The sequence below is a fragment of the Kitasatospora sp. NPDC002227 genome (genome assembly GCF_040296285.1).
GTDB lineage: Bacteria > Actinomycetota > Actinomycetes > Streptomycetales > Streptomycetaceae > Kitasatospora.
Window position 1 is genome coordinate 45,451 of record NZ_JBEOWY010000006.1, and the last position, 21,893, is coordinate 67,343.

Below are 21,893 nucleotides of genomic sequence, written 5' to 3' on the forward strand. Positions count from 1 at the left end.
GGTCGAGACCGTGCCCCCGTGCGGCCGGGACGTCGGGATGGCGAGCGTGGTGGGCAAGAAGTCCTGCCACTGCGAAGGAGGCCTCCGTGCCTGCCAAGCGAGACGAACCGCACGGGCTGTTCACCCTCGGGGAGCCCGTGACCGCCTGGACGGTGGCGACGGCGCTGCCGGTGTCGTACCAGGTGAGCTTCACTCCCGGGGTGCTCTCCCCGGCCAACCCGGCGCTGGCCACGGCCGGGGCCGGCCCCGGCCGCCGGCTGGTGGTGGCCGAGGCGCGGGTGCACGAGCTGTACGGCGCCCGGATCCGGGGGTACTTCGAGGCCCGGGGGCTGCCGTACGAGCTCTGTGTGCTGCCCGCGCACGAGCAGGTGAAGACGATGGACTCGGTGTTCCGGGTCGCTGAGGCCATGGACGCTTTCGGGCTGGCCCGGCGGGGTGAGCCGGTGGTCGCGATGGGCGGCGGCGTGCTGATGGACGTGGTCGGTCTGGCCTGCAGCCTGTACCGCCGCTCGACGCCGTTCGTCCGGGTGCCGACCACGCTGATCGGGTTGGTGGACGCCGGGGTGGGGGCCAAGACCGGGGTCAACTTCGGGCCGCACAAGAACCGGCTCGGCACCTACCACCCGGCCGCCGTGACCCTGCTCGACCCGGCCTTCCTGGCCACCCTCGACCCGCGCCACCTGAGCAACGGGCTGGCGGAGATCCTCAAGATCGCCCTGATCAAGGACCGCCGCCTGTTCGAGCTGCTGACGACGCACGGCGAGGCGCTGATCGCCCAGCGCTTCCAGGGGCCGACCCCTGCCGGTGAGGTGCTGGTGCGGGCCGTGCACGGGATGCTTCAGGAGCTCCAACCCAACCTGTGGGAGCACCGGTTGGAGCGGTCGATGGACTACGGCCACTCGTTCAGCCCGACCGTGGAGATGCGGGCCCTGCCCGAACTGCTGCACGGTGAGGCGGTCTGCCTCGACATGGCGCTGACCACGGTGCTCGCCCAGCGGAGGGGACTGGTCGAAACCGGGCAGCGGGACGAGGTGCTCGCCCTCATGCGGAGGCTGCAACTGCCGGTCTGGCACCCGCTGATGGAGCCGGCCACGCTCGGCGACGCGCTCACCGACACCGTCCGCCACCGGGACGGCCGCCAGCGGTTGCCGCTGCCGGTCGGGATCGGCGACGGCTGCTTCGCCGACGACCTCACGGCCGGTGAACTGGCCGACTCCGCCGAGGAGCTGAAGGAGCTGTCATGCGTCACGCGGTGATCGTCGGGGACACCCGGCAGCCCGCCGAGGTGCACGGGGTGCACGGCACCCGCGGTCTGACCCGGTGGGCCTGCCTGGCCCGCCGGGCCGGGCTCGGCGGCGGCTGGGAGGCCGTCGAGTGGGCCAGCGTGCCGCCCGGCGGGGTCAGCGGGGAGCATCTGCACACCCGGACCGAGGAGGTGTACGTGCTGCTCGGGGGGCAGGGCGAGATCACCCTCGACGGCCGCCCGCACCCCGTCGAGGCCGGGGACGCCGTGCTCACCGGCCTCGGCACCACCCACGGCCTGCGCAACACCGGGGCCGGGAACCTGGACTGGCTGGTGATCGAGATGCCCGCCGAACCCGTGCCCGGCGACGGCCCGGTGGTCCGGCACGCCGTGGTGACCGACCTGCGGCGGGGCGGCCCGGTCGACCCCTCGGCGGTCTTCACCGGGCCGCTGCGCCGGATCGAGCACGTCCGGCTGGCCCCGCGCGAACGCGCGGTGTTCCGCACGGACGGCGTCGAGCACACCCTGTTCGTCACCGCCGGCTCGGGCCGGGCCGCGACCGGGGACGTCCGGGTGCCGCTGCTGCCCGGCCGGGGCCTGACCCTGCCGCTCGGCACCGGCGCCGCGTTCACCGCCGGTCTGGACGGCCTGGAGTACGTCCACGCCGAGCTCGCCGTACCGAGGTGGTCCCAGTGATCGTCACCGATATCGCCCACGCCACCGTCCACCTGGGCCCGGGCACCCAGCGGGTGCGGACCAAGTGCCTGGCCCGGCGCGGCATGCTGCACAGCGAGTGCGAGGCCGTGGAGCACGTCCGCCTCAGCCCCGGCGCCTGCTACGACCTCTCCGGCCGCAGCGGCACCGAGGCCGCCTGGTACGTGCTGCGCGGCCCGGTCGCCCTGATCGACTGCGGCGACCACCCCCAACGCACCCTCGACCGCGGGGACTTGCTGCTCGCTCCGGACGGCGCGGGGGTGCACCTGCACGGCGGGCCGATGGGGGCGGAGCTGCTCTTCCTGGCCGTCCTGCCCGCCCGGCTCAGCGGCCAACTGCCCGCGCGGCGGCCGGATCTGCTGCCGCACTGAGCTGCTGCCGCACCGAGCTGCGGCTGGCGGTGACCCGTCAGGCGGCGGAGACTGGAAGTGGTGGGTCCTGAGCAGTACCGCGGGAGGCGGACTGCTCCCCGTGCGACGGCACGCCCCCGCTCCGGCGTCTCCGTCGCCCCTGCTGTGTGACCGCAGCCGAACCCGCCTGCCGTCGGGGGACGGCGTGCCCGGGGGTGGTCCTGCTCCGCCGGCAGCGGCCCGGGGCCTGGGGCCGGGGCCGGGGGTGGGACCAGGTCGAGACCGTGCGCCCGTGCGGCCGGGGCGCCGGGCGGCCGACGGTGTGGGGGTGATTTCCGGTGGAGGAGGGTCGGGAGATGGCTGAGGAGTACGGACTCGACCGGGTGTTGTGGGCGGGCGCGGCCCAGGTGCCGCTGCGGGTACGGGAGGGGGAGCGGGGCTGGGACGAACTGGCCACGGAGCTGGCCGACTTGGCGGCCGACCGGTGCGTCGTGCTGACCGACGGCGTGCCGCCGGAGGGGCTCACCGCGCGGCTGCCGCTCGGGCAGCGGTTGCGGGTGCCCGGGGCGGCGACCCTGCAGACGGTGGAGCGGCTGGCGGACCGGATCGCCGCCGAAGGGCTCACCCGGCGGACGGTGCTGCTCGCCGTCGGCGGCGAGGGCCTGGCCGGTACGGCGGGGGTGCTCGCCGGGCTGCTGCTCGGCGGGCTGCGGCTGGTCCGGGTGCCGACCACGCTGGCGGCGCTCTGCGGCCCGGCGCTCTCGCCGGTCCAGCACCTGCCCGGCGGCGGTCTGGGCCTGCACCACGCCCCGACGCTGGTGCGGGGCCAGCTCGACCTCCTGGCCGCCGAGCCGGTGGCCCAGCTGCGGGCCGGGCTGGTCACCGTGGTGCGCCACGTACTGGCGGTCTGCCCGGCGCGGCTGTCGGGGGTGTCGGCGGTGCTGCGGCCCGAGGCGGGGTACCGCCCGGCCGAGCTCGGCGCGTTCGTCGCGCTCTGCGCCGACGCGCGGGCCGCGGTGGCCGGGTACGACCCGCTCGAGCTGGGCCCGGCCCGGGCGCTGGCCTACGGGCAGGTGCTCGGCCAGGGCATCCGGGAGGTCACCGGGCTGCCCTCCGGCGAGGCCGAGGGCCTCGGGCTGCTGGCCGCCGCCCGGATCTCCGCCCACCTGGGCCTGCTGACCGCCGAGGACGAACACGCCCACCGCGACCTGCTGCGCCGCGTCGGCCTCCCGCTCGGCCTGCCCCCGGGTACCGACCCGGCCGCCGTGGCCACCGCCGTCCGCCGCGCGGCGGCGGCCCGCGGGGACGACGGCCTGCTCCTGCTGGCCGGCCTCGGCCGCCCGCACACCGCCGACGGCTCCCTGCTGACCAGGATCGGCCCGGACACCCTGCGAGTCGGCCTGGCGGCCCTGATCCCCACCGCCGTCCCGGCCTCCCGGACCGCCACCGCCCTCACCCCGGCGGAGCGCTAGGGTCTGTCCGGCCGATCACGCCGGGCGGTCGCCGCCGGGGCACGCGCCCTCCTTGCCCGGCATCGGGCAGGAGGGGCCCTTCGACGGCTTCTCCTCGGTCGCCGATGCTCCGCATGGACTTGCCCCCAGCCTTCGGCCGGGAGGTGCCCCCGCGTCGGCGCCGCCCGCGCGTCACCGGGCGACGCCCGCTATCCGACGTGATCGGCCGGACAGACCCTGGGGCTCAGGAGAGCTCCGGGTCCGAGTGGGCAGGGGTGCGGTCGGCGGCCTTGAGGCAGGCGATGATGCGCTCGTGGGTGTCGCCGACGCGGTCGACGACCTGGACGCGGATGTAGACCTCGTCCACCACGCGCATGGCCCGCTCGGTGAACCAGCCCAGGAACAGCATCCCCTGGGACGGGACCGGGACCCCGGCCGTCATGACCGTGAGCATGAAGTCCTTGCGCAGCTCCAGGCCTTCGGCGGTGATCCGCCCGATCGCCTGGAGGGCGGTGCCCCAGGGGCTCGGCTCCGGTGGCTGCTCTCCCGGAGCCGCCGGGACGAAGGTGACCAGGAAGGCGATGTCCGAGATCACCGCGACGTCCTGCGCGGCGTTGGTCAGGACACAGGCCCAGGCGCGCTGGCCGAACGGCGCGACACCGTCCACGGCCCGGCCGGAGTGCCCGAGTGCGGGCCGGACGGTCCGGGCGTACTGGGCGCGGGCCAGGCAGGCGCCCAGGACGGCGAGCGCGGCGGTGGTCGCGCTCTGCACGTCCAGCAGCCTCAGCCGCCACGGCCAGCTGTGCTGGAGCTGGTCCGACAGGTTGTCCTGGACGACGCTGTAGACCAGCAGGGCAAGCATCGCCGCTGCCGCCGCGTTCAGCAGCCGGGACAGCAGGGCGTTCCGTCGGACGACTCGCTGCTTGCTCTCCATCCCGCCCCCAGTCATGACCGGTCGGTACGGTCAATCCTAGGAGCCGGACCAGGGCCCTGACAGAGCATCAACTGACGCTTCAGGAAGTTCAGTTGGCGTAATCAGGTGCCTTCCACCCGGCGGAGCTCGCGGATCGGGGTGCTCATCAGCAGCGCGCCGGAGACCAGCAGTGCGCCGAGCGCCCCGGCGGCGAGCACGACGTCCGGGCCGAAGGCCGCCGCCGCAGGGCCGGCCAGCGCGCTGCCGACCGGCAGCATGCAGACCGAGCCGGCCACGTCGTACGAGTGGATCCGGTTGAGCACCTCGCCGGGGACCTGGGTCTGCACGCTGGTCGCCCACATCACGCCCCAGAACGTCACGCCGGTGCCGACCAGCACCTGGGCGGCGGCCAGCGCCGGGACGGGCCAGCCAAGCACGATGCCGAGCGGGTACAGCGGGAAGGCCAGCAGTGCGAGTGCCCCGGCGGCCAGCGGCCGCAGCGGCTTGACCCGGATCGCCAGCAGTCCGCCGCACACCGTGCCGACCGCGAAGGCGCCGCTGAGCAGGCCGAACAGGGTGGATCCGTACAACGGGACGAGCACCCCGGCGGCCACCGGCAGCAGCGGCCCGGTCGAGAGCACGGTGTAGAACATCCAGACCACGATGGTGCCCCAGAGCCACTGCCGGGAGCGGAACTCGTGCCAACCGCCCACCAGGCTCCGCCAGAGGCTCTCGCCGGGCGGCGGGGCGGGCACGGGGCCGAGCCGCAGGGCGGCGAGTCCGCAGGCGCTGATGCCGTAGGTGACGGCGGCGATCACCATCACCCAGCCGGTGGCGGCGGCGCCGACCAGCAGACCCGCCAGGGCCGGGCCGAGCAGAGCGGTGAGCGCCTCGGAGGTCCGCAGCACGCCGTTGGCCCCCTGCACGTCGCGGGCGACCAGCGGGACGGTGCTGGCGGCGCCGGGCTGGAACATCGCGGCCGCGCCGCCGGCCACGGCCATCAGCGCGCACAACTGCCACAGGTGCCCGACCCCCCGGAAGAACACGACGGCCATCAGGGCGCGGGCGGTCAGGTTGGTGAGGTCCGCGCCGATCATCATCCGGCGGGCGGTGAACCGGTCGGCCAGGACACCCCCGAGGAGCACCAGGCCCGCGAACGAGGCCGACAGGCAGGCCAGCGCCAGGCCGACGCTGCCGAGCCCGCGCCCCGAGGCGATCAGCCCGGCGGAGACCGCCACCGGCAGCATCGTGTGCCCGAGCAGCCCCGCGCTGCGCGCGGTGAAGTAGTAGCGGAAGTTGCGCGACCAGATCGCCGGCCCGGCAGGTACGGCGGCGGGGTCGAAGAGCGGGGGCTGCTGCAGCCCGGAGTGCGTCACGGGACGAGTTTTCGCGTCCGGCGGCCCGGATTCCAGTATCACCGGGGCGGAATCCGGCAGTTGGCGGAAGTTGGCCGCCGCCGACCGGAGGGTGACCGGATCCGATCGACGGTGCTCGGGGCCGGTGGCCTGGGCGGGGTCCGGGCAGGGCCGGGCCGGGGCCGGGCGGCGGGGTGGGAACAGGACGGGACGCGGCTCCCGTGCGGTCGGGACGTCGGGCGGGCGAAGGTCGAGGACAGAACGGACCAGCAAGGAGCCACGAGATGTCCAGCACCGCCATCACCGCCCTGCACCGGGGCCGCGCCGTCGACCCGGGCCAGGTGCTCTCCGGCCCGCTGTGCGGGGTCGGGCTCTCCTGGCTGGAGCCGGGGGAGAGCATCCTGCTCGAGGCCGACGAGGTCGAGCACACCGTGTTCGTCACCGCCGGCGGCGGCCTCGCCACCACCGAGGACACCTCCGAGGACACCACCGGGGACGCCGTCGAGGCCGACGAAGAAGTGGTCGAGGTGCCGCTCGCCGAGGGCACCGCACTGACCCTGCCGCTCGGCGGCGAGGTCACCATCGTCGCCGGGGACGCGGGCATGGAGTACTTCCACGCCGTCCTGGCCGTGCCGCGAGGAGGCACCCGATGATCGTCACCACCGCTTCCGCCTCGGCCATGGTCGTGGTCGGCCCGGGCAGCGAACGCACCCGGATCCTCACCCTGGCCCGCCGCGACCTGCTGCGCAGCGACTGCGAAGCCTTCGAGCACGTCCGGCTCAGCCCGAACGCGCAGCTCCACCGGGCCGCCCGGCGCGGCACCGAGACCGCCTGGTACGTGCTGCGCGGCCCGGTGCTCGCCGTCCAGGGCCCGGACCCGGTGCAGCACCTCACCGACACCGGTGACCTGCTGCTGGTCGGCCGGGGACAGGACCTCGACCTGCAGGCCGGCCCGCTCGGCGCCGAACTGCTCTGCCTGACCCTGGGGGCCGGGCCCGCCCGGCCGGCCACGGGCCGGCCCAGCCGCCGAAGGAGCACCCGGCCATGAGCCTGTCCGGAACCGCCGACGTCATGACGGCGCTGCGGATCGAGCGGCCGCACGAAGTGGCCGTGGTCCGGGTGCCCCGCCCGGTGCCCCGCCCGGGCAGTGTGCTGGTGCGCACCGCCCTGGTGGGCCTCTGCGGCACCGACCTGGAACTCCTGCACGGCACCGCCGCGTACCTGCAGGACGGCCGGGCCGCCTACCCCGTGCTGCCGGGCCACGAGTGGACCGGCAGCGTCGTCACCCCCGGCGCCGAATTCGCCGTCGGGGAGCGGGTGGTGGGCCACACCATGCTGCACTGCGGCTACTGCCGGATGTGCCTGCGGGGCCGGCGCACCTTCTGCGAACGGCTGCGCGAGGTGGGCCTGTACGGCCACCCGGGCGCCGCCGCCGAGTACGTGGCGATGCCCGAGGGCTCGCTCAGCCGGGTGCCTCAGGGGGTCGGCGACCGGGCGGCGGCGCTCACCGAGCCCGCCGTCACGGTGGCCGGCGGGCTGGAGCAGGCCCGCTGCCGGCTGGCCGACCGGGTCGCCGTGATCGGCACCGGCACGATGGGCCTGCTCGCCGTCCAACTGGCCGCCCGCACCGCCGGGTTGGTGGACGCGGTGGGTATCGACCCGGCCGGTCTGGAGCTGGCCGTGCGGTGCGGCGCCCGCCGGGGGCTCACCCCCGGGCAGGCCGCGCGCTCCGAACTCGGCCGCTACTCCCTGGTGGTGGAGGCCAGCGGGGCGGCCAGCGCCTTCCGGCTCGGGCTCGACCTGCTGGAGCCCGGCGGCCGGCTCGCCGTGATCGGCGTGGCCGGAGCGGCCGTCGAAGCCTTCGTGCCGGGGGAGTTGGCGCTGCGCGGTCTCGAGGTGATCGGTGTCCGGCACGGGCTCGACCACTACGACCGCACCCTGCGCCTGTTCCGGGAGGGCGTGCTGGACGCCGACCCGCTGGTGGCCGAGGTGCTGCCCCTGACCGAGGGCCCCCGGGCCTTCGAACTCCTCGGCGGCGGCCGCAGCGGCCCGCCCAAGATCCTGCTCGACTTCGGAGGCACCCGATGATCCTGGTACCCGCAGCCATCCCCGAACGCGCCCCGTGCTTCCGGCGGCTCATCGACCCGCAGCTCTTCCCGCAGGCCAGGGGCGGGGTGACGGTCGAGGCGGTGCACGCCGGCTCGTGGGCCGAGCAGTCCACCGGGGCCGAGGCCGTCACCGTCGTGCTGGCGGGCCGGGCCCGCTGGGGCGAGCGGCAGCTCGGCCCCGGCCACGGGCTCTACCACCCGGCAGGCAGCCGGTACGGACTGAGCGTCGGCACCTCGCCCGCCGTGCTGCTCACCGTGCACGCCCGGCCCGGCCCGCCGGGCGAGGGCACGACGGTGCCGCTGGCCCGGCGGCGGGAGCGCGGCACGCTGCGTGAGGCCGGGGGCTTCGAGCGGATGGCGGTGCACTGGATGGCCACCACCGGCACCGTCGGCTCCCGGGGGATCACCCTCGCCACCTCGACCTTCACCCCCGGCGGCAGCCACGACCTGCACCGCCACCCGGCGGCCGACGAGTTCTTCCTGGTCCTGGCGGGCGGCGGCGACCACCTCACCGAACGCGGCCGGGTCCGGCTCGCCCAGGGCGATCTGGCCTACGTCCCGGCCGGGGAGTGGCACGGCTTCCGCACCCGCCCCGGCGTCACCACCGTCGCGCTGTACGGCTACCTCGGCGCGGGCAGCCTGCGCCAGGCCGGCTACCAGATCCAGGAGGCCGCGTGATGAGCGGGGCGAACGCCCGGCCCGGCGGCGACCGGGAGCACGGAACTGACCCCGCGGGGCGGGCGAGCACGGGCCCGGCGCCCCGCTGGGGCGTCCGCACGGCCGTGGTGACGGGCGGCAGTTCGGGGATCGGCCGGGCCACGGCGGTGGCCCTGGCGGCGGCCGGGTACCGGGTCGCGGTCGGCTACCGCAGTGACCGGGCCGGGGCCGAGCTGACGGCCGAACTCGCCGGGAACGGCCCGGTGTTCGCCGTCGACCTGGCCGATCCGGCCGCCGCCGCCTCGGCGATGGGCCGGGTGGTCGAGCGGCTCGGGCGGATCGACGTGCTGGTCAACTGCGCCGGGATCAACCATCGTTCGCCCGTCCTCCAGGAGGCCCTGGCGGACTGGGAGCGGATCCTCACCGTCGACCTGACCGGCCCGTTCGCCTGCGCGCAGGAGGCCGCCCGCCGGATGGTCGCCCTCGGGGAGGGCGGCCGGATCGTCAACGTCACCTCCGTGCACGAGTACGTGCCCATCCTCGGCGGCGGCGCCTACTGCGCGGCCAAGGGCGGGCTCGGCGAGCTCACCAAGGTGATGGCGCTGGAGCTGGCCCCGTACGGGATCACCGTCAACGCGGTGAGCCCCGGCGAGACCGCCACGCCGATGAACGGGATGGCCGACGGTACGGACGTGGCCGCGATCGAACGCCCGGCCATCCCGCTCGGCCGCCCCGGCCGGGCGGAGGAGGTGGCCGCCGCCGTGGTGCACCTGGCCGCCCCCGAGGCGGCGTACACCACCGGCGTCACTCTCACCGTGGACGGCGGGCTCAGCCTGACCGCCGCCCTCGCCAACCAGCGGTACGCCGCGATCAACGAGAACGGAACCCCCCGATGACCGGCATCCCCGGCGCCCTCGCCGTCCACCACGTCGCCTACACCGTCCCGGACCTGGACCAGGCGGTGGCCTTCTTCACCGAGGTGCTCGGCGCCAAGCTGCTCTACCGGCTCGGCCCGGTGGCCGACCCCGAGGGCGACTGGATGACCCGCCAGCTCGGGGTCGACCGGGCGGCCGCCGCCGAGATCGCGATGCTGCGGCTCGGGCCGGTGACCAACCTCGAGCTCTTCGAGTACACCGCCCCCGACCAGCGCCGGGAGCTGCCCCGCAACAGCGACTGGGGCGGCCACCACCTGGCCGTCGCGGTCGAGGACGTGGACGCCGCCGTGGCCTACCTGCGCGCCCAGCCCGGCGTGGAGGTGCTGGGCGAGCCGCAGACGATCCGGGACGGCGGCCCGATCGACGGCGACCGCTGGGTCTACTTCCGCACCCCCTGGGGCCTGCAACTGGAGGTCTTGAGGATGCCGCCCGGCATGCCGTACGAGCGGGAGACCAAGGACCGCCTCTACTCGCCGATCCAGAGCTGGAGTTGACGATGCGTCAGAACGCCGTGGCTGCCGTGCTGCGCGAGCGGGGCGGGCCGTTCGCCCTGGAGCCCGTCCGGCTGGACGCACCGCGCGCCGGCGAGGTGCTGGTGCGGATCGAGGCGGTGGGCATCTGCCACACCGACCTGAGCGTCCGGGCCGGGCACACCCCGGGCCCGCTGCCGGTGGTGCTCGGCCACGAGGGCACCGGAGTGGTGGCACAGGTCGGTGCCGGGGTCACCCGGGTGTCGGCCGGGCAGCGGGTGGTGCTCACCTTCGACTCCTGCGGCGCCTGCCCGCCCTGCCGCGAGGGCCGCCCGGTGCGGTGCGACCACTGGCCCGCGCTCAACCTCTTCGGCGGCGGGGTCTGCGGCGGCCGCCCGTTCGGCACCCGGCTGGACGGCACCGCGACCATGCGGGCGGCCGACGACGGGCCGCTGCACGGCCACTTCTTCGGCCAGTCCTCCTTCGCCAGCCACGCCCTGGCCAGCGAGCGCAACGCCGTACCGGTGCCGGACGGGCTGCCGCCCGAGCTGCTCGCCCCGCTCGGCTGCGGGGTGCAGACGGGCGCGGGGGCGGTGCTCAACGTGCTGCGCCCGGCACCGGGGGACACCCTCGTGGTGTTCGGCGCGGGCGGGGTCGGGCTGGCCGCCGTGCTCGCCGCCCGGCTGACCCCGGCCGCCCGGGTGATCGCCGTGGACCTCCAGCCGGCCCGGCTGGCGCTGGCCCGGGAGCTCGGCGCGGACGAGGTGGTCGACGCGGGGGCGGCGGACCCGGTGGCGGCGGTGCGGCAGCTCACCGGCGGCCGGGGCGCGGAGTGCGCGCTGGAGACCAGCGGCAGCGTGGCCGCCCTGCGGCAGGCGGTCGGCTCGCTGGCCGTCGGCGGCAGCTGCGGCGTGGTCGGGGCACCGCCCGCCGGGAGCGAGGTCGCCCTCGACGTGCCCGCGCTGCTCGGGCGGGCGCCCCGGATCCTCGGGATCAACCAGGGCGGATCGGTGCCGCAGAGCTTCCTGCCCGCGCTGGCCGGGCTGGTCCGCTCCGGGCGGCTGCCGCTGGAGCGGCTGGTCCGCACCTACGCCTTCGCCGAGATCGAGCGGGCCGCGGCGGCCGCGGCCTGCGGCGAGGTGGTCAAACCGGTGCTGTTGCTGACTTGATACACGGGCGGGAACAACAGGGACTCGGCCGTCCGTTGGCGAGCTGCGACGATGTCGGCCGAGCCCGGGGTGTCCGGGCAGTACGGAGGAGATGATGGGCGCGGTCCTGTCCCGAGGCGGGAACGTATCGCTGGGCAAGGAGGCCCCCGGGGTCGCCGAGGTCACGGTGGGCCTGGGCTGGCAGGCGGGCCAGGGGTACGACCTGGACGCCTCGGCCCTGATGTGCGACGCGACCGGCAAGGTCGTCTCCGACGGGCACTTCGTCTTCTTCAACAACCTGCGCAGCCCCGACGGCTCGGTCACCCACGCGGGCGGCAAGGCCACCGACGGGGACCGCGAGCAGATCGCCGTCTCGCTCGGCTCGGTGCCGGCCGGGGTGGAGAAGATCGTCTTCGTGGTGGCGGTCTACGACGCGGAGCAGCGCCGCCAGAGCTTCGGCCAGGTGCGCGGGGCGTACGTCCGGGTGCTCGACGCGGCGGGCGGCCGGGAGCTGGTCCGGTACGAGCTGGCCGAGGGGGCGGTCGCCGCCGAGACGGCGATGGTCTTCGGCGAGCTCTACCGGCACGGCGCCGACTGGAAGTTCCGCGCCGTCGGCCAGGGCTACGCCTCGGGCCTGCGCGGGATCGCCGCCGACTTCGGCGTCGACGTGGGCGGGCCCGCGCCGGCTCCGGCCGCCGCCCCCGTACCCGCGCCGGCCGCTGCCCCCGTACCCGCGCCGGCCGCTGCCCCCGTGCCCGCGCCCGGCTACGCCCCAGCCGTAGCGGCCCCCGTGCCGAGTTTCCCCGTACCCCAGGAGAGTGCAGTGACCTGTTTCTTCGACCCCAACCACGGCCCCGGCACAGCGGTCGCGCTCTGGTCGCCGCAGTGGGGCGTGCCGCGCCAGATCCAGGCCTGCCCGGCCTGCGCGCAGCGGGTCCAGACCACCACCCCGCCGTTCTACACGCCGCAGCAGCCCGGCTACCCCCAGCAGGGCTACCCGCAGCAGGGCGGCTACCCCCAGCAGTACCAGCAGGGTTACCCCCAGCAGGGCTATCCGCAGCAGTACCAGCCCGAGGTGCAGCAGCCGCAGCGCCGCGGCTACGGCACCGGTGCGCTGATCGGCGCCGGCGCGGCCGGTCTGGTCGGTGGCGCGCTGCTCAACGAGGTCTTCAGCGACGACCAGCCGGAGATCAACATCACGAACGTGTACGAGGACTGAGGAGACTCCGCAAAGTCGCCATAATCCGGCCGCGTTCTCCGGGGTTCACTCCTAGGATGCGGCCTCATGATGATGATCAACGGGGAGACGATCCACCGGGCGCCGCTGACGGGTCGCCGGGTCCGCCTGCGGGAGCTGCGCGAGAGCGACCTCCCGCACCTGGTCTCCTGGTGGCAGGAGGCGGACTTGGCCGTCCAGCAGCTCACCAGTCCGATCCACCCGCAGCCGGCCGAGCAGCTCGCCGAGATGTTCCGTACCTGGAGCCGCAACACCGGCGCCGACCTCGGCCTCTGCGTCGTCGGCCGTGAGTCGGACGAGCTGCTCGGCCACGTCACCCTCTACGGCGCCACCCCCAAGGACCGCTGCGCCACCCTGGCCGTGATCATCGGCCCGCCCCACCAGGACAAGGGCCTGGGCACCGACGCCGTGCGCACCACGCTGCGCTACGGCTTCGAGGAGCTCGGCCTGCACCGGATCGAGCTGACCGTCAACGGCTACAACGACCGTGCCCAGGTCGCCTACGCCAAGGCGGGTTTCACCGAGGAGGGCCGCCGCCGCGAGGCCGTCTTCCGCAGCGGCAGGTTCCACGACCAGGTGCTGATGAGCATCCTCGCCCACGAGTGGCAGACCGACCAGATTCAGTGACCTTGCCTGAACCGGGCGAACCGGCGGGCACCGTGCCCACCGGCAGCGGGGCGTACAACCTTCCGCGCCGGTGGGCCGTCCGACAGACCGGCCGTGGTTGCGGCCGATCCACGATCGGTTAGCTGGGGGAAAGCATGAGCAGGCGTTCAGGTGCTCTGGCGGGGGCGGTGCTGTTGGCCGCGACCGCTCTTCCGGTGCTCGCCGCCGCCGGTGCGGCGGGGGCAGCGGGCACGGAGCTCTACGTCGACAATGCGGCTTCCGCGCACTGTTCCGACGGCGGGCAGGGGGCGCAGGCGCAGCCGTTCTGCACCGTCTCGGCGGCGGCGAACGTGGTGCAGCCGGGGCAGACGGTGCACATCGCCAAGGGCGAGTACCACGAGCAGGTCACCCTGACCCGCTCGGGCACGGCGGAGGCGCCGATCACCTTCGCCGGCGCGGGTGCCGTCGGCGTCCTGTGGGACCAGAAGACCGAGGTCGGTGACACGCAGGCGGCGGGCAGCCATGCCTTCCTGCTCCAGGGGGTCCAGCACGTGCGGCTGACCGGCATGATGCTGACGGCGGGCTCGGAGTCCGTGCTGGTCGACGGCGGTTCGGACGTCACCGTCACCCACAGCGTGCCCGGGGGCTCCTTCACGGTGAACCCGAACACGGCGGCCATCCGGGTGACGGGCGGCGCGAGCGGCGTGCAGATCGTCCGCAACAGCGCGTTCAACTCCGCGGGCTTCCTCAAGCTCGACCCCGGGGTCAAGGACACCCTCGTCTCCACCAACATCGTCCCCTCGCGGTCCGTCACCGCCCTGGTGGCCGACGGCGCCACCGGGACGGTGATCGTCTCCAACACGTTCTCCGCGGACTGCCAGGACGCGGTCTCGCTCACCGGCGCCTCCCCCGGCACGGTGGTCGAGAACAACGTCGTCTCGACCTCCGACGCGAACAACCACCAGCAGCAGCCCTGCGCCCAGGCGGGCTCGCTCGCCGGTCTGCGGGTCGATGCCGCTGCCGCGGCCGGCACGAAGGTCGCGTACAACGCCTTCGACGACCGCGACGGCAGCCCCGCCTACAACTGGGCGGGCACCCCGTACTCGACCGTCGCGGAGTTCGCCGCCGCCTCGGGCCAGGGCGGCAATGACAGGATCGGCAACACCGAGGTGCAGTCCTGGAAGGGCGACTCCGGCGGTACGGCCTCACCGGTGGTCGATTCGGCCGACGAGAACGCGCCGGGCATGGTGGACACGGACGCCCTCGGCGTGCGCCCGACCGACGACCCGTGGGTGCCGGACACCGGCACGGGTTCCGGCCACCGGGACAGGGGCGCGGTCGAGTTGGCCAACTTCGGTGCGTACTACACGCCGGTCGGCCCGGTGCGGGTGCTCGACACCCGCACGGGGAGCAACGGGGCGGCCGTTCCGGCCGGCGGCAGTGTGGACCTGCAGCTCACCGGTGCGAACGGTCTGCCCGCGAGCGGCGTGACGGCCGTGAGCATGAACATCACGGTGACGGCGGGGACGGCCCCCGGGTACCTGACGGTCTACCCGCACGGGGACGACCGCCCGGTGGTGTCCAGCCTCAACTGGACGCCGGGGCAGACCATTCCGAACCTGGTGACGGTGCAGGTCAGGGACGGCAAGGTCACGCTGTACAACGGCAGCGCCGGCACGGTGCACCTGGTGGCCGATCTGCTGGGCTTCTACAGCACGAGCGGAAGCGGCTTCCACGCCACCAGCCCGGCGCGGCTGTTGGACACCCGCACGACCGAGTCCCCGATCGCGCCCGGTGGTTCGCTCGATCTGCAGCTGGTCGGCGTGCAGGGCATCCCGGCCGACCTGACGGCCGTGACGCTCAACGTCACGGCCACCCAGCCGACCGGCGCCGGATTCCTCACGGTCTACCCCGCGGGCGGCGTCCGTCCGATGGCGTCCAGCCTCAACTGGACGGCGGGCGCCACCGTCCCCAACCTGGTGACGGTCCCGGTGAAGGACGGCAAGGTCACGCTGTACAACGGCAGTTGGGGCACCGTGCACGTGGTGGCGGACCTGGCCGGGTACTTCACCGCGAGCGGGGGCGACAAGTTCCACGCGGCCGCGCCGCACCGGGTGGTGGACACGCGCTACCCGTGGTTCCTCGACGGCATCGGCGAGTGGCAGCCGGCCAAGCCGGTCGACGCGCAGCAGGGCCTCCAAGTCCGGGTGGACGGCAGCGGTGCCACCTCGGTGGCGATGAACGTCACGGTGACCGGCGGCACGGCCCCCGGCTACCTGACGGTCTACCCGCTCGGGTCGGACCGTCCGGTCGCCTCCAACCTCAACTGGACGGCCGGGCAGACCATCGCGAACTCCGTGGTGGCCGCGCCCGACGCCTACGGGCAGGTCGTGTTCTACAACGGCAGCGGCGGCCCGGTGCAGGTCATCGCCGACGTCAGCGGCTACTACGCCCCCTGACGGCGCCCCGACGGCCCGGCGCCTCCACGCCGGGGAGCCGGGCCGTCGTGCGTTCGCGGGTCAGCCGCGGGCGAAGTCCTCCAGGGAGACGGTGTACTCCTCGGTGGCCGGCCGGTAGCGGACGCAGTACTGGCGCGGGTACCAGCCGGGCTGCTGCCAGGCGGCGGGCTGCTTGACGGGCGAGCAGTCGCCGGGGGCGGTGCCCGCGGCGGCCTGGTCCAGGGCGGCGACGGCGATCATCGGCTCGAGGAAGGTGATCCGGGCTCCGTAGGCGCCGTAGATGAAGGTGCGGGTGAAGGGGATGCCGTGCCACTCGGGGCCGGTGGGGTCGACCAGGTGGTTGCCCATCGCGGGCTCCACCAGGTGGCGGTCGGTGTAGTCCTGGGGCAGGTAGTCGGGGGCGAGCGGCTCGGTGGCGGTGGCGAAGTCCGCGCAGTCGACCAGGATCATGCACGGGCCCGGCCGGATCGCGTCCCGCTCGGCCTTGGGCTGCAGGTAGAAGTGCACGTCGAAGTGCGCCCGGTCGTAGACGCCCACCGGGCCGTGGCCCATCGGGTTCCAGTTGACCAGCGCCCATCGCAGCGGCATCCCGGGCAGCCGGTGCAGCGCGGGCGGCAGGGCCAGCACGTTCTCGTGGCCGTCCGAGCACTCGGTGGCGAGGTCGATCGTGCCGTCCCCGTCGCGGTCGAAGCAGTGGTGGCCGTCGTTGGGTTCGGTCGGCAGTCCGTCCAGTGCGCCACCGGTCAGCGAGAGGCCCACCGCGAGCGGCCGGTCGCCGTCGAGCTCGGCGTAGGTGCGCATCGCGCCGTTGCCGAGGGGTACGGCGGGCCCGTACGAGCGGCAGCCTGCCGGGGAGCAGTGCGCGGAGGCGGCCGCCGCCGGGGCCGGGAGGGCGAGGGCGGCGAGGGCGCTGAGGGCGAGCAGCGTGCGCGGGAGGGTCGTGCGGATGGCCATGGGAGCACCTCGCGATCCGGTTCACCCCCGTCCGCCCAGCATGTCACAGAAAGTCATACTGGGCTCACTGATAGTGTCGGCCAGGTGGATGAGCAGCAGAGGGAGACCGGGCCGGTTCGGGTACTGATCGTCGACGATCACCCGCTGTTCCGGGAGGGGCTGAAGGTCGCGCTGGAGAGCGCCGAGGGCGTGAACGTGGTCGGGGAGGCGGAGACGGTGGCCGCCGTGCCGGAGGCGGTGGTGCAGTGCCGCCCCGACGTGATCGTGATGGATCTGTCACTGCCGGACGGCTCCGGCCTGGACGCCACCCGGCGCCTGGCCGAGCAGGAGCTGACGGCGCCGGTGCTGATGCTGACCATGGCCGACGACGACGGCAGCCTGCTGGCCGCCCTGCAGGCCGGGGCCAGGGGCTACCTGGTCAAGGGCGCCGGGCGGGACGAGGTGCTGCACGCCGTCCGGACGGTGGCGGCCGGGGGAGCGGTGTTCGGCGCCGAGATCGCCGGGCGGATCACCAGCCTGCTGGCGGGCACCAAGCTGCGCGAGGCCGGGCAGCTCTTCCCCACCCTCACCGCGCGGGAGGCGGAGGTGCTGGCCCTGGTGGCGCGGGGCTTCGACAACCACCGGATCGCCCGCGAGCTGGTGGTCGCCGAGAAGACCGTCCGCAACCACGTCACGCACATCTTCGAGAAGCTCCACGTGGCCACCCGCGCCGAGGCCGTCGCCCGCGCCCGCGACATGGGCCTCGGCGAGGAGTGACGGCCCGCTCAGGGCCGGGACGGGACACCCGGCCCTGCCCTTTGGGACAGCGGGCGGCGGAGCATGGTGAACGCCCCGAGCCCCCTGGAGGGTCGCCATGAGCCAGCCCGAGCAGCCCCGCGAGCCCACCACCTCGCCGGACGGTCACCCCTACGACTCCGCCGCCCCGCGCCCCCCGGGCGCCTGGGGCTGGGGGTCGATCCGGATGCCGGGCCGGGCGGTGCCGCCCGCGGCGGGCCCGCCCGGGGCCCGCGGCTCGTCCGGCGGGCCGCCGGTGCGCCACCGCCTCGCGCTGGCCACCTGCGGCCTGACCCTGCTCTGCGGCCTCGCGTGGGTGGTGCTCGCGCTCTCCCACCCGCACTTCTCGGACCTGTACCTCTACCACGGCGGTCTGCTGGCACTGGCGATGTGCTTCTCGCTGGTCGGTGCCGCCCTGGTGGTCAGCCGCAAGGCGGTCGGCCTGGGTGCCGCCTTCCTGGTGGCCGGCCTGCTGCGGGTCCTGACCAACACGGCGGCGCTGGCGGCCGCCCAGGCCGGGGCCGGCGGCGCCGTGGTCGACGCGATCGCCGTCGGCTACACGCTGTTCATGATGGCCGAGGCCGTGCTGATGATGGTCTTCCCGCTCGGGCTGCCCGACGGGCGGCTGCCCGGCAGCCGGGCGGGCCGCTCGCTGACCGCTCTGACGGTGCTCGTGGGCATCGTGCTCGGGTACTTCTTCGCCGCCTCGCACAACGACCTCTGGTGGGGCCTGCGCAACCCCCTGAACGCGGGCGTCTGGGCCCGGATCGAGGACGGCCTCAGCAGGGTCCTCGGCGATCCGGACGCGCTCGTTCAGGTGGGCGAGCACGTGTTCGTCGGGTTCATGGCGTTCAACCTGCTGTACGGCCTGGTCCGCTGGTACCGCACCCCCGCGCCCCGCCCGAACCGGCTCGGCATCGTCGTCCCGTACGTGGCCTGGTCCCTGGTCGCCGTCCTGCCGTACTACCTGGACCTCCAGGAGGCCTGGCTGCTGGACTCGCTGCCCTTCGTCGGCACCCTGGTGGTGGTCCCCAGCCTGGTGCGGGGCTACCTGCGGGACCGCTCGCTGTCGATGGACCGCGCCACCCTGCGCTGGCTCGGGGCCTACACCTTCAGCACCCTGCTCTACGTCCTGGCCATCGCGCTGACGTACCTGGTGCACGAGCTGCTGCCCGAGGTCCACTGGGGCGGTGCGGTCTGGTGGTGGAGCGTGCTGGCGGCGCTGGTGGCCGGCCTGCTGCTGCGCCCCGCGGCCGGGCGGGTCTTCCACGCCGTCGACCGGTACTACTACGGCGACCGCGCGCAGCCGTACCTGGTCGCCCGCCGGCTCGCCGAGCAGCTGCGGCGCACCGTCGACCCCGCCGAGACGCCCCGGCTGCTCTGCCGGACGGTGGTCGGCTCGCTCGGGATGCCCGCCGCCGCCGTCAGGGTGCACGGCCGGGACGGGCAGCGCGAACTCGCCGCGCTCGGCGACCAGGGGCTGAGCGGGGAGAGCTTCCCGCTCAGCTACGAAGGGCTGGAGATAGGCGATCTGGTGGTGGCCCCGCGCGCCGGGGAGAGCGCGCTCGACCGTCAGGACGCCGAAGTGCTGCAACTGCTCGCCGACCAGGCCTCGCCCGCGATCGCCTCCCTGCGCCTGTACGAGGACCTGCAGGCCAGCCGCAAGCAGCTGGTGCTGGCCCGGGAGGAGGAACGCCGCCGCCTGCGGCACGACCTGCACGACGGCCTCGGCCCCGCGCTCTCCGGGCTGCGCCTCCAGGTGGATGCGGCCCGCGAGAGCGTCACCGGCCCGGCCGCCGGCTCGCTGGCCTCCGCTTCGGCGGGGATCGGCCAGGCGATCACCGAGCTGCGCCGGATCACCGACGGCCTGGCGCCCGCCGCCCTCGGCAGCGAGGGCCTCGGCGGGGCGCTTCGCCAGCTCGCGGAGCGGCTGGGCGGCAGCCATGTGCGGATCGCGCTGGACCTCACCCCCGACCCGCTGCCGGCGCTGCCCGCCGCCGTGGAGGTGGCCGTCTACCGGATCAGCGGCGAGGCGCTCAACAACGTGGTGCGGCACTCGGGGGCGAGCGACGTGCGGCTCGTGGTGCGGGTGGACGAGCAGGACGTCACCGTGGAGGCACAGGACAACGGCGCCGGCTTCCCCGCGCACGCGAACGGTGCCGGGGTGGGACTGCGCTCGATGGCCGAGCGGGCCGAGGAGCTGGGCGGCTGCTTCAGCGCCTCGAACGACCTGCAGGGGGCCGTCGTCCGGGCGGTCTTCCCCCGGCCGAACGGTGACAGCCCCGGCGCCTGAGCCGCCGGCTCCGGCCTGAGTCCGTCGTCCCGCTCCGGAAGTCGGGACGACGGACTCATGTCCCCGGGACGGGGCCGGGCCGATAGTCGACGTAACGGGGAAGGACCCCTTGAGAAGGACCTCCCGAGAGGAGGAGAAGAGATGGCAGCGATATCAGCACGCAAGGGTGCAGCTGTGGCAGGGGTGCTGGCCGTCGCGGGGGCGGCGGTCCAGTGGGTGCGGACGCGGCTCGGAGTCGCCACGCTCCCCACCCAGGTGGCGGCGATGGTCGGCCCGCAGGACGGCGGGGTCGACCCGCCGCCCCCGCCGACGACCGGCGGACGGACCGTCGTGACCCCGGCCGGCGGAGTCGACCCGCCGCCGAAGCACCACTGACAACGCCGAGAGGCCGGAGCATCCGCTCCGGCCTCTCGCTCCGTGCTCACATGCCCGGCATCCCGGGCATGCCCGGCATCCCGTCGCCGGTCAGGTCGAGCACGGCGCCGGGGGTGACGGTGAAGGGCCGCATCATGCCGTCGTCCTCGTGGTCGAGGATGTGGCAGTGGTACATGAAGCGGCCGGTGGCGCCGGTGAACTGGCCGGCCACCCGGACGAGTTCGCCGGGGGAGACCTTGATGACGTCCTTCCAGCCCTGGTCCGAGGGCAGGATCGGCGATTCGGCGTCCCAGGTGACCGGCGAGCCGATCGGGGTGCCGCCGTCCTTGACGGAGGAGACGTCGCAGGCGGCCCGGGTGAGGGCCTGGAAGCGGATCAGGTGCAGGTGCACCGGGTGCAGTGCGACGCTCAGGTTGACGAACGTCCACTGCTCCCAGGAATCCCGCCGGACACGGAAGTTGAGGGTGTCCTCGAAGTCGGCGGCGACCCGGCGGTAGGTCCGCACCGGGCCGGTGCCCTGCTGGATCTGGATCAGCCCGTCCTGCAGCGTCCCGGCGGGCGGGACGTCCGCGTCCGGCACCTCGGCCAGCTCCCAGAGCTGGAAGACCCCGGCGGCGTTTCGGCCGAGGGCGACCACCCGGTGGGTGTGCTCGGGCAGGGCGTCGTGGGTGAGCCGGTGGTAGCTGGCGGCCAACTGCGCGGGCAGGGTGAAGGGTTCGGGCTCCTGGTCGGGGGAGACGCGGAACTCGATCACCTCGGGGTCCGAGAGCCGGTGCTCCGGGTCGGGCACACCGACTGGGTCGGCGTCGCCGATCGGCTGGCCGTCGTAGGGCTGCGGGGCGGAGTTCACCAGGCGCAGCCGGCGGCCCTTCAAGGCGCGGAAGTCGATGAGCAGATCGGCCCGTTCGGCGGGGGAGAGGTTGAGCCCCTGGGCGGAGAGCGGGGTGGGCGCGCCGAGCAGTCCGCTGTCGGTGCCGATCTGCCAGACGGCGTCGGGGACGCGGGTGCCGTTCTCGTCCACCAGGTGCAGCCGGTAGGCGCGCGAGCTGGAGGCGTTGAGCACCCGGTAGCGGTACCAGCGGGCCCGCACCTGCTGGTACGGCCAGATCCGGCCGTTGACCAGGGTGTAGCGCCCGGAGAAGGGCAGCGGGCCGACGGTCTTGAAGAGCAGCTGCCCGGTGAGCGAGCCGTCGGCCGCGGTCGCCAGATTGCGGTCGCAGAGCACCAACGGCACCTCGAACTCGTCGGCAGGCAGGCCTAGTTGGTCCTCCTCTTCGTCCCGGACGAGGTAGAGCCCGGCCAGCCCGGCGTTGACGTTGAGGCGGGTGATGCCCATCGCGTGGTCGTGGTACCAGAGTGCGGTGGCGGCCTGGTCGTTCGGGTACTCGGAGAGCTGGGCCTCGCCCGCCGGCACGGCGTTGTCGGTCCAGCCGTCGTGGCCGCCGCCGGTCACGGCGCCGTGCAGGTGGGTGACGGCCCAGCCGGGCAGTACGGCCGCCTTGGGGTTGAGGAAGGCGGCGTCGATTCCGGGGGAGTTCTCGGCGGGCGGCGAGTCGATCGTCGGGAGGTTGCCCACCTGCGCCGGGTAGGGCGTGGTGAGCTGGTTCTCCCAGGCGACCCGCAGCCGCCGCCCGCGCCGCACCTCGATGGTGGGCCCGGGGAAGCTGCCCTCGTAGGTCCACAGCGGCGTGGGCGGCAGCTCGGAGTGCAGCCGCACCTCGGCCGGCACCAGCCGGACGGTCAGCTCCGGGCCCGGCCGCAGCAGCGGCGGCACGGGCAGCGGGTCGGCGAACTTGGTGAGATCGGTCATGCGGTGCTCCAAGGACGGAGAGTGACAGATGCCATCACTCA

Annotated in this window: 21 protein-coding genes; 17 read left to right on the forward strand and 4 right to left on the reverse strand. The window is 74.6% G+C overall.

The window, feature by feature from the left end:
• The first annotated feature begins 86 nt into the window (after window positions 1-86).
• The 4 genes from ABT095_RS07345 to ABT095_RS07360 all read left to right on the forward strand — a co-directional run bounded on the left by ABT095_RS07345 (window position 87) and on the right by ABT095_RS07360 (window position 3,779).
• Complete coding sequence (locus ABT095_RS07345; RefSeq protein ID WP_350528324.1) at window positions 87-1,256, forward strand: sedoheptulose 7-phosphate cyclase; 1,170 nt, start codon at window positions 87-89, stop codon at window positions 1,254-1,256.
• Complete coding sequence (locus tag ABT095_RS07350) at window positions 1,241-1,939, forward strand: cupin domain-containing protein (RefSeq protein WP_350528325.1); 699 nt, start codon at window positions 1,241-1,243, stop codon at window positions 1,937-1,939. The genes ABT095_RS07345 and ABT095_RS07350 overlap by 16 nt, the downstream gene beginning before the upstream one ends.
• Window positions 1,936-2,328, forward strand: coding sequence for a pirin family protein (locus ABT095_RS07355; protein WP_350528326.1), 393 nt, complete (start codon window positions 1,936-1,938; stop codon window positions 2,326-2,328). Before ABT095_RS07350 ends, ABT095_RS07355 begins: the two co-directional genes overlap by 4 nt.
• 335 nt (window positions 2,329-2,663) lie before the next feature.
• Entirely contained in the window at window positions 2,664-3,779 is a 1,116-nt protein-coding gene (locus ABT095_RS07360; protein ID WP_350528327.1) for a 3-dehydroquinate synthase family protein, read from the forward strand.
• Between the two features lie 223 nt (window positions 3,780-4,002).
• On the opposite strand, the gene ABT095_RS07365 is transcribed toward ABT095_RS07360, so the two are convergent.
• Window positions 4,003-4,707, reverse strand: coding sequence for a hypothetical protein (locus tag ABT095_RS07365; protein ID WP_350528328.1), 705 nt, complete (start codon window positions 4,705-4,707; stop codon window positions 4,003-4,005).
• An 86-nt stretch (window positions 4,708-4,793) separates the two neighbouring features.
• Window positions 4,794-6,047: an MFS transporter gene (locus tag ABT095_RS07370; RefSeq protein ID WP_350528329.1), complete on the reverse strand. Its 1,254-nt coding sequence runs from the start codon at window positions 6,045-6,047 to the stop codon at window positions 4,794-4,796.
• Window positions 6,048-6,310: 263 nt separating this feature from the next.
• On the opposite strand from ABT095_RS07370, the gene ABT095_RS07375 reads away from it, so the two are divergent.
• The 10 genes from ABT095_RS07375 (at window position 6,311) to ABT095_RS07420 (ending at window position 15,646) form a co-directional block, all read left to right on the forward strand.
• A complete protein-coding gene (locus tag ABT095_RS07375) occupies window positions 6,311-6,679 on the forward strand; it encodes a hypothetical protein (protein WP_350528330.1) in 369 nt (122 codons plus the stop codon).
• Window positions 6,676-7,074 (forward strand): hypothetical protein, encoded by a 399-nt coding sequence (locus ABT095_RS07380; RefSeq protein ID WP_350528331.1) that lies wholly within the window; start codon window positions 6,676-6,678, stop codon window positions 7,072-7,074. Before ABT095_RS07375 ends, ABT095_RS07380 begins: the two co-directional genes overlap by 4 nt.
• On the forward strand, window positions 7,071-8,114 hold the full coding sequence (locus ABT095_RS07385; RefSeq protein ID WP_350528332.1) for a zinc-dependent alcohol dehydrogenase: 1,044 nt from the start codon (window positions 7,071-7,073) through the stop codon (window positions 8,112-8,114). The genes ABT095_RS07380 and ABT095_RS07385 overlap by 4 nt, the downstream gene beginning before the upstream one ends.
• A complete protein-coding gene (locus tag ABT095_RS07390; RefSeq protein ID WP_350528333.1) occupies window positions 8,111-8,812 on the forward strand; it encodes a cupin domain-containing protein in 702 nt (233 codons plus the stop codon). The genes ABT095_RS07385 and ABT095_RS07390 overlap by 4 nt, the downstream gene beginning before the upstream one ends.
• Window positions 8,812-9,687 (forward strand): SDR family oxidoreductase, encoded by an 876-nt coding sequence (locus ABT095_RS07395; protein ID WP_350528334.1) that lies wholly within the window; start codon window positions 8,812-8,814, stop codon window positions 9,685-9,687. Before ABT095_RS07390 ends, ABT095_RS07395 begins: the two co-directional genes overlap by 1 nt.
• Window positions 9,684-10,220, forward strand: coding sequence for a VOC family protein (locus tag ABT095_RS07400; protein WP_350528335.1), 537 nt, complete (start codon window positions 9,684-9,686; stop codon window positions 10,218-10,220). Before ABT095_RS07395 ends, ABT095_RS07400 begins: the two co-directional genes overlap by 4 nt.
• Before the next feature lie 2 nt (window positions 10,221-10,222).
• Window positions 10,223-11,365, forward strand: a complete 1,143-nt coding sequence (locus tag ABT095_RS07405; RefSeq protein ID WP_350528336.1) for an NAD(P)-dependent alcohol dehydrogenase — start codon at window positions 10,223-10,225, stop codon at window positions 11,363-11,365.
• 91 nt (window positions 11,366-11,456) lie between these two features.
• Entirely contained in the window at window positions 11,457-12,563 is a 1,107-nt protein-coding gene (locus tag ABT095_RS07410; protein ID WP_350528337.1) for a TerD family protein, read from the forward strand.
• 66 nt (window positions 12,564-12,629) lie between these two features.
• Entirely contained in the window at window positions 12,630-13,208 is a 579-nt protein-coding gene (locus tag ABT095_RS07415; RefSeq protein ID WP_350528338.1) for a GNAT family N-acetyltransferase, read from the forward strand.
• Between the two features lie 134 nt (window positions 13,209-13,342).
• Window positions 13,343-15,646: a right-handed parallel beta-helix repeat-containing protein gene (locus ABT095_RS07420; protein WP_350528339.1), complete on the forward strand. Its 2,304-nt coding sequence runs from the start codon at window positions 13,343-13,345 to the stop codon at window positions 15,644-15,646.
• Window positions 15,647-15,706: 60 nt separating this feature from the next.
• On the opposite strand, the gene ABT095_RS07425 is transcribed toward ABT095_RS07420, so the two are convergent.
• Window positions 15,707-16,600 carry a hypothetical protein gene (locus ABT095_RS07425; protein ID WP_350528340.1) on the reverse strand — a complete coding sequence of 298 codons (894 nt, stop codon included), beginning with the start codon at window positions 16,598-16,600 and terminating at the stop codon, window positions 15,707-15,709.
• A gap of 84 nt (window positions 16,601-16,684) precedes the next feature.
• Here ABT095_RS07425 and ABT095_RS07430 point away from each other — a divergent pair, with 84 nt between their 5' ends.
• The 3 genes from ABT095_RS07430 (at window position 16,685) to ABT095_RS07440 (ending at window position 20,042) form a co-directional block, all read left to right on the forward strand.
• A complete protein-coding gene (locus ABT095_RS07430) occupies window positions 16,685-17,356 on the forward strand; it encodes a response regulator (protein ID WP_350528341.1) in 672 nt (223 codons plus the stop codon).
• Window positions 17,357-17,453: 97 nt separating this feature from the next.
• On the forward strand, window positions 17,454-19,667 hold the full coding sequence (locus ABT095_RS07435; RefSeq protein ID WP_350528342.1) for a sensor histidine kinase: 2,214 nt from the start codon (window positions 17,454-17,456) through the stop codon (window positions 19,665-19,667).
• 141 nt (window positions 19,668-19,808) lie between these two features.
• Entirely contained in the window at window positions 19,809-20,042 is a 234-nt protein-coding gene (locus ABT095_RS07440) for a hypothetical protein (RefSeq protein WP_350528343.1), read from the forward strand.
• Between the two features lie 46 nt (window positions 20,043-20,088).
• Here ABT095_RS07440 and ABT095_RS07445 read toward each other — a convergent pair whose 3' ends face one another.
• Window positions 20,089-21,852: a multicopper oxidase family protein gene (locus tag ABT095_RS07445; RefSeq protein WP_350528344.1), complete on the reverse strand. Its 1,764-nt coding sequence runs from the start codon at window positions 21,850-21,852 to the stop codon at window positions 20,089-20,091.
• Window positions 21,853-21,893 lie beyond the last annotated feature (41 nt).

What these genes read in the sequence shown, in the direction of transcription:
- ABT095_RS07375 (WP_350528330.1), top strand. Translation starts at nt 6,311, where the DNA reads ATGTCCAGCACCGCCATCACCGCCCTGCACCGGGGCCGCGCCGTCGAC.
- ABT095_RS07445 (WP_350528344.1), bottom strand. Translation starts at nt 21,852, where the DNA reads ATGACCGATCTCACCAAGTTCGCCGACCCGCTGCCCGTGCCGCCGCTG.
- ABT095_RS07420 (WP_350528339.1), top strand. Translation starts at nt 13,343, where the DNA reads ATGAGCAGGCGTTCAGGTGCTCTGGCGGGGGCGGTGCTGTTGGCCGCG.
- ABT095_RS07360 (WP_350528327.1), top strand. Translation starts at nt 2,664, where the DNA reads ATGGCTGAGGAGTACGGACTCGACCGGGTGTTGTGGGCGGGCGCGGCC.
- ABT095_RS07435 (WP_350528342.1), top strand. Translation starts at nt 17,454, where the DNA reads ATGAGCCAGCCCGAGCAGCCCCGCGAGCCCACCACCTCGCCGGACGGT.
- ABT095_RS07350 (WP_350528325.1), top strand. Translation starts at nt 1,241, where the DNA reads ATGCGTCACGCGGTGATCGTCGGGGACACCCGGCAGCCCGCCGAGGTG.
- ABT095_RS07380 (WP_350528331.1), top strand. Translation starts at nt 6,676, where the DNA reads ATGATCGTCACCACCGCTTCCGCCTCGGCCATGGTCGTGGTCGGCCCG.
- ABT095_RS07415 (WP_350528338.1), top strand. Translation starts at nt 12,630, where the DNA reads ATGATGATGATCAACGGGGAGACGATCCACCGGGCGCCGCTGACGGGT.
- ABT095_RS07425 (WP_350528340.1), bottom strand. Translation starts at nt 16,600, where the DNA reads ATGGCCATCCGCACGACCCTCCCGCGCACGCTGCTCGCCCTCAGCGCC.
- ABT095_RS07365 (WP_350528328.1), bottom strand. Translation starts at nt 4,707, where the DNA reads ATGACTGGGGGCGGGATGGAGAGCAAGCAGCGAGTCGTCCGACGGAAC.
- ABT095_RS07385 (WP_350528332.1), top strand. Translation starts at nt 7,071, where the DNA reads ATGAGCCTGTCCGGAACCGCCGACGTCATGACGGCGCTGCGGATCGAG.
- ABT095_RS07395 (WP_350528334.1), top strand. Translation starts at nt 8,812, where the DNA reads ATGAGCGGGGCGAACGCCCGGCCCGGCGGCGACCGGGAGCACGGAACT.
- ABT095_RS07410 (WP_350528337.1), top strand. Translation starts at nt 11,457, where the DNA reads ATGATGGGCGCGGTCCTGTCCCGAGGCGGGAACGTATCGCTGGGCAAG.
- ABT095_RS07400 (WP_350528335.1), top strand. Translation starts at nt 9,684, where the DNA reads ATGACCGGCATCCCCGGCGCCCTCGCCGTCCACCACGTCGCCTACACC.
- ABT095_RS07405 (WP_350528336.1), top strand. Translation starts at nt 10,223, where the DNA reads ATGCGTCAGAACGCCGTGGCTGCCGTGCTGCGCGAGCGGGGCGGGCCG.
- ABT095_RS07440 (WP_350528343.1), top strand. Translation starts at nt 19,809, where the DNA reads ATGGCAGCGATATCAGCACGCAAGGGTGCAGCTGTGGCAGGGGTGCTG.
- ABT095_RS07390 (WP_350528333.1), top strand. Translation starts at nt 8,111, where the DNA reads ATGATCCTGGTACCCGCAGCCATCCCCGAACGCGCCCCGTGCTTCCGG.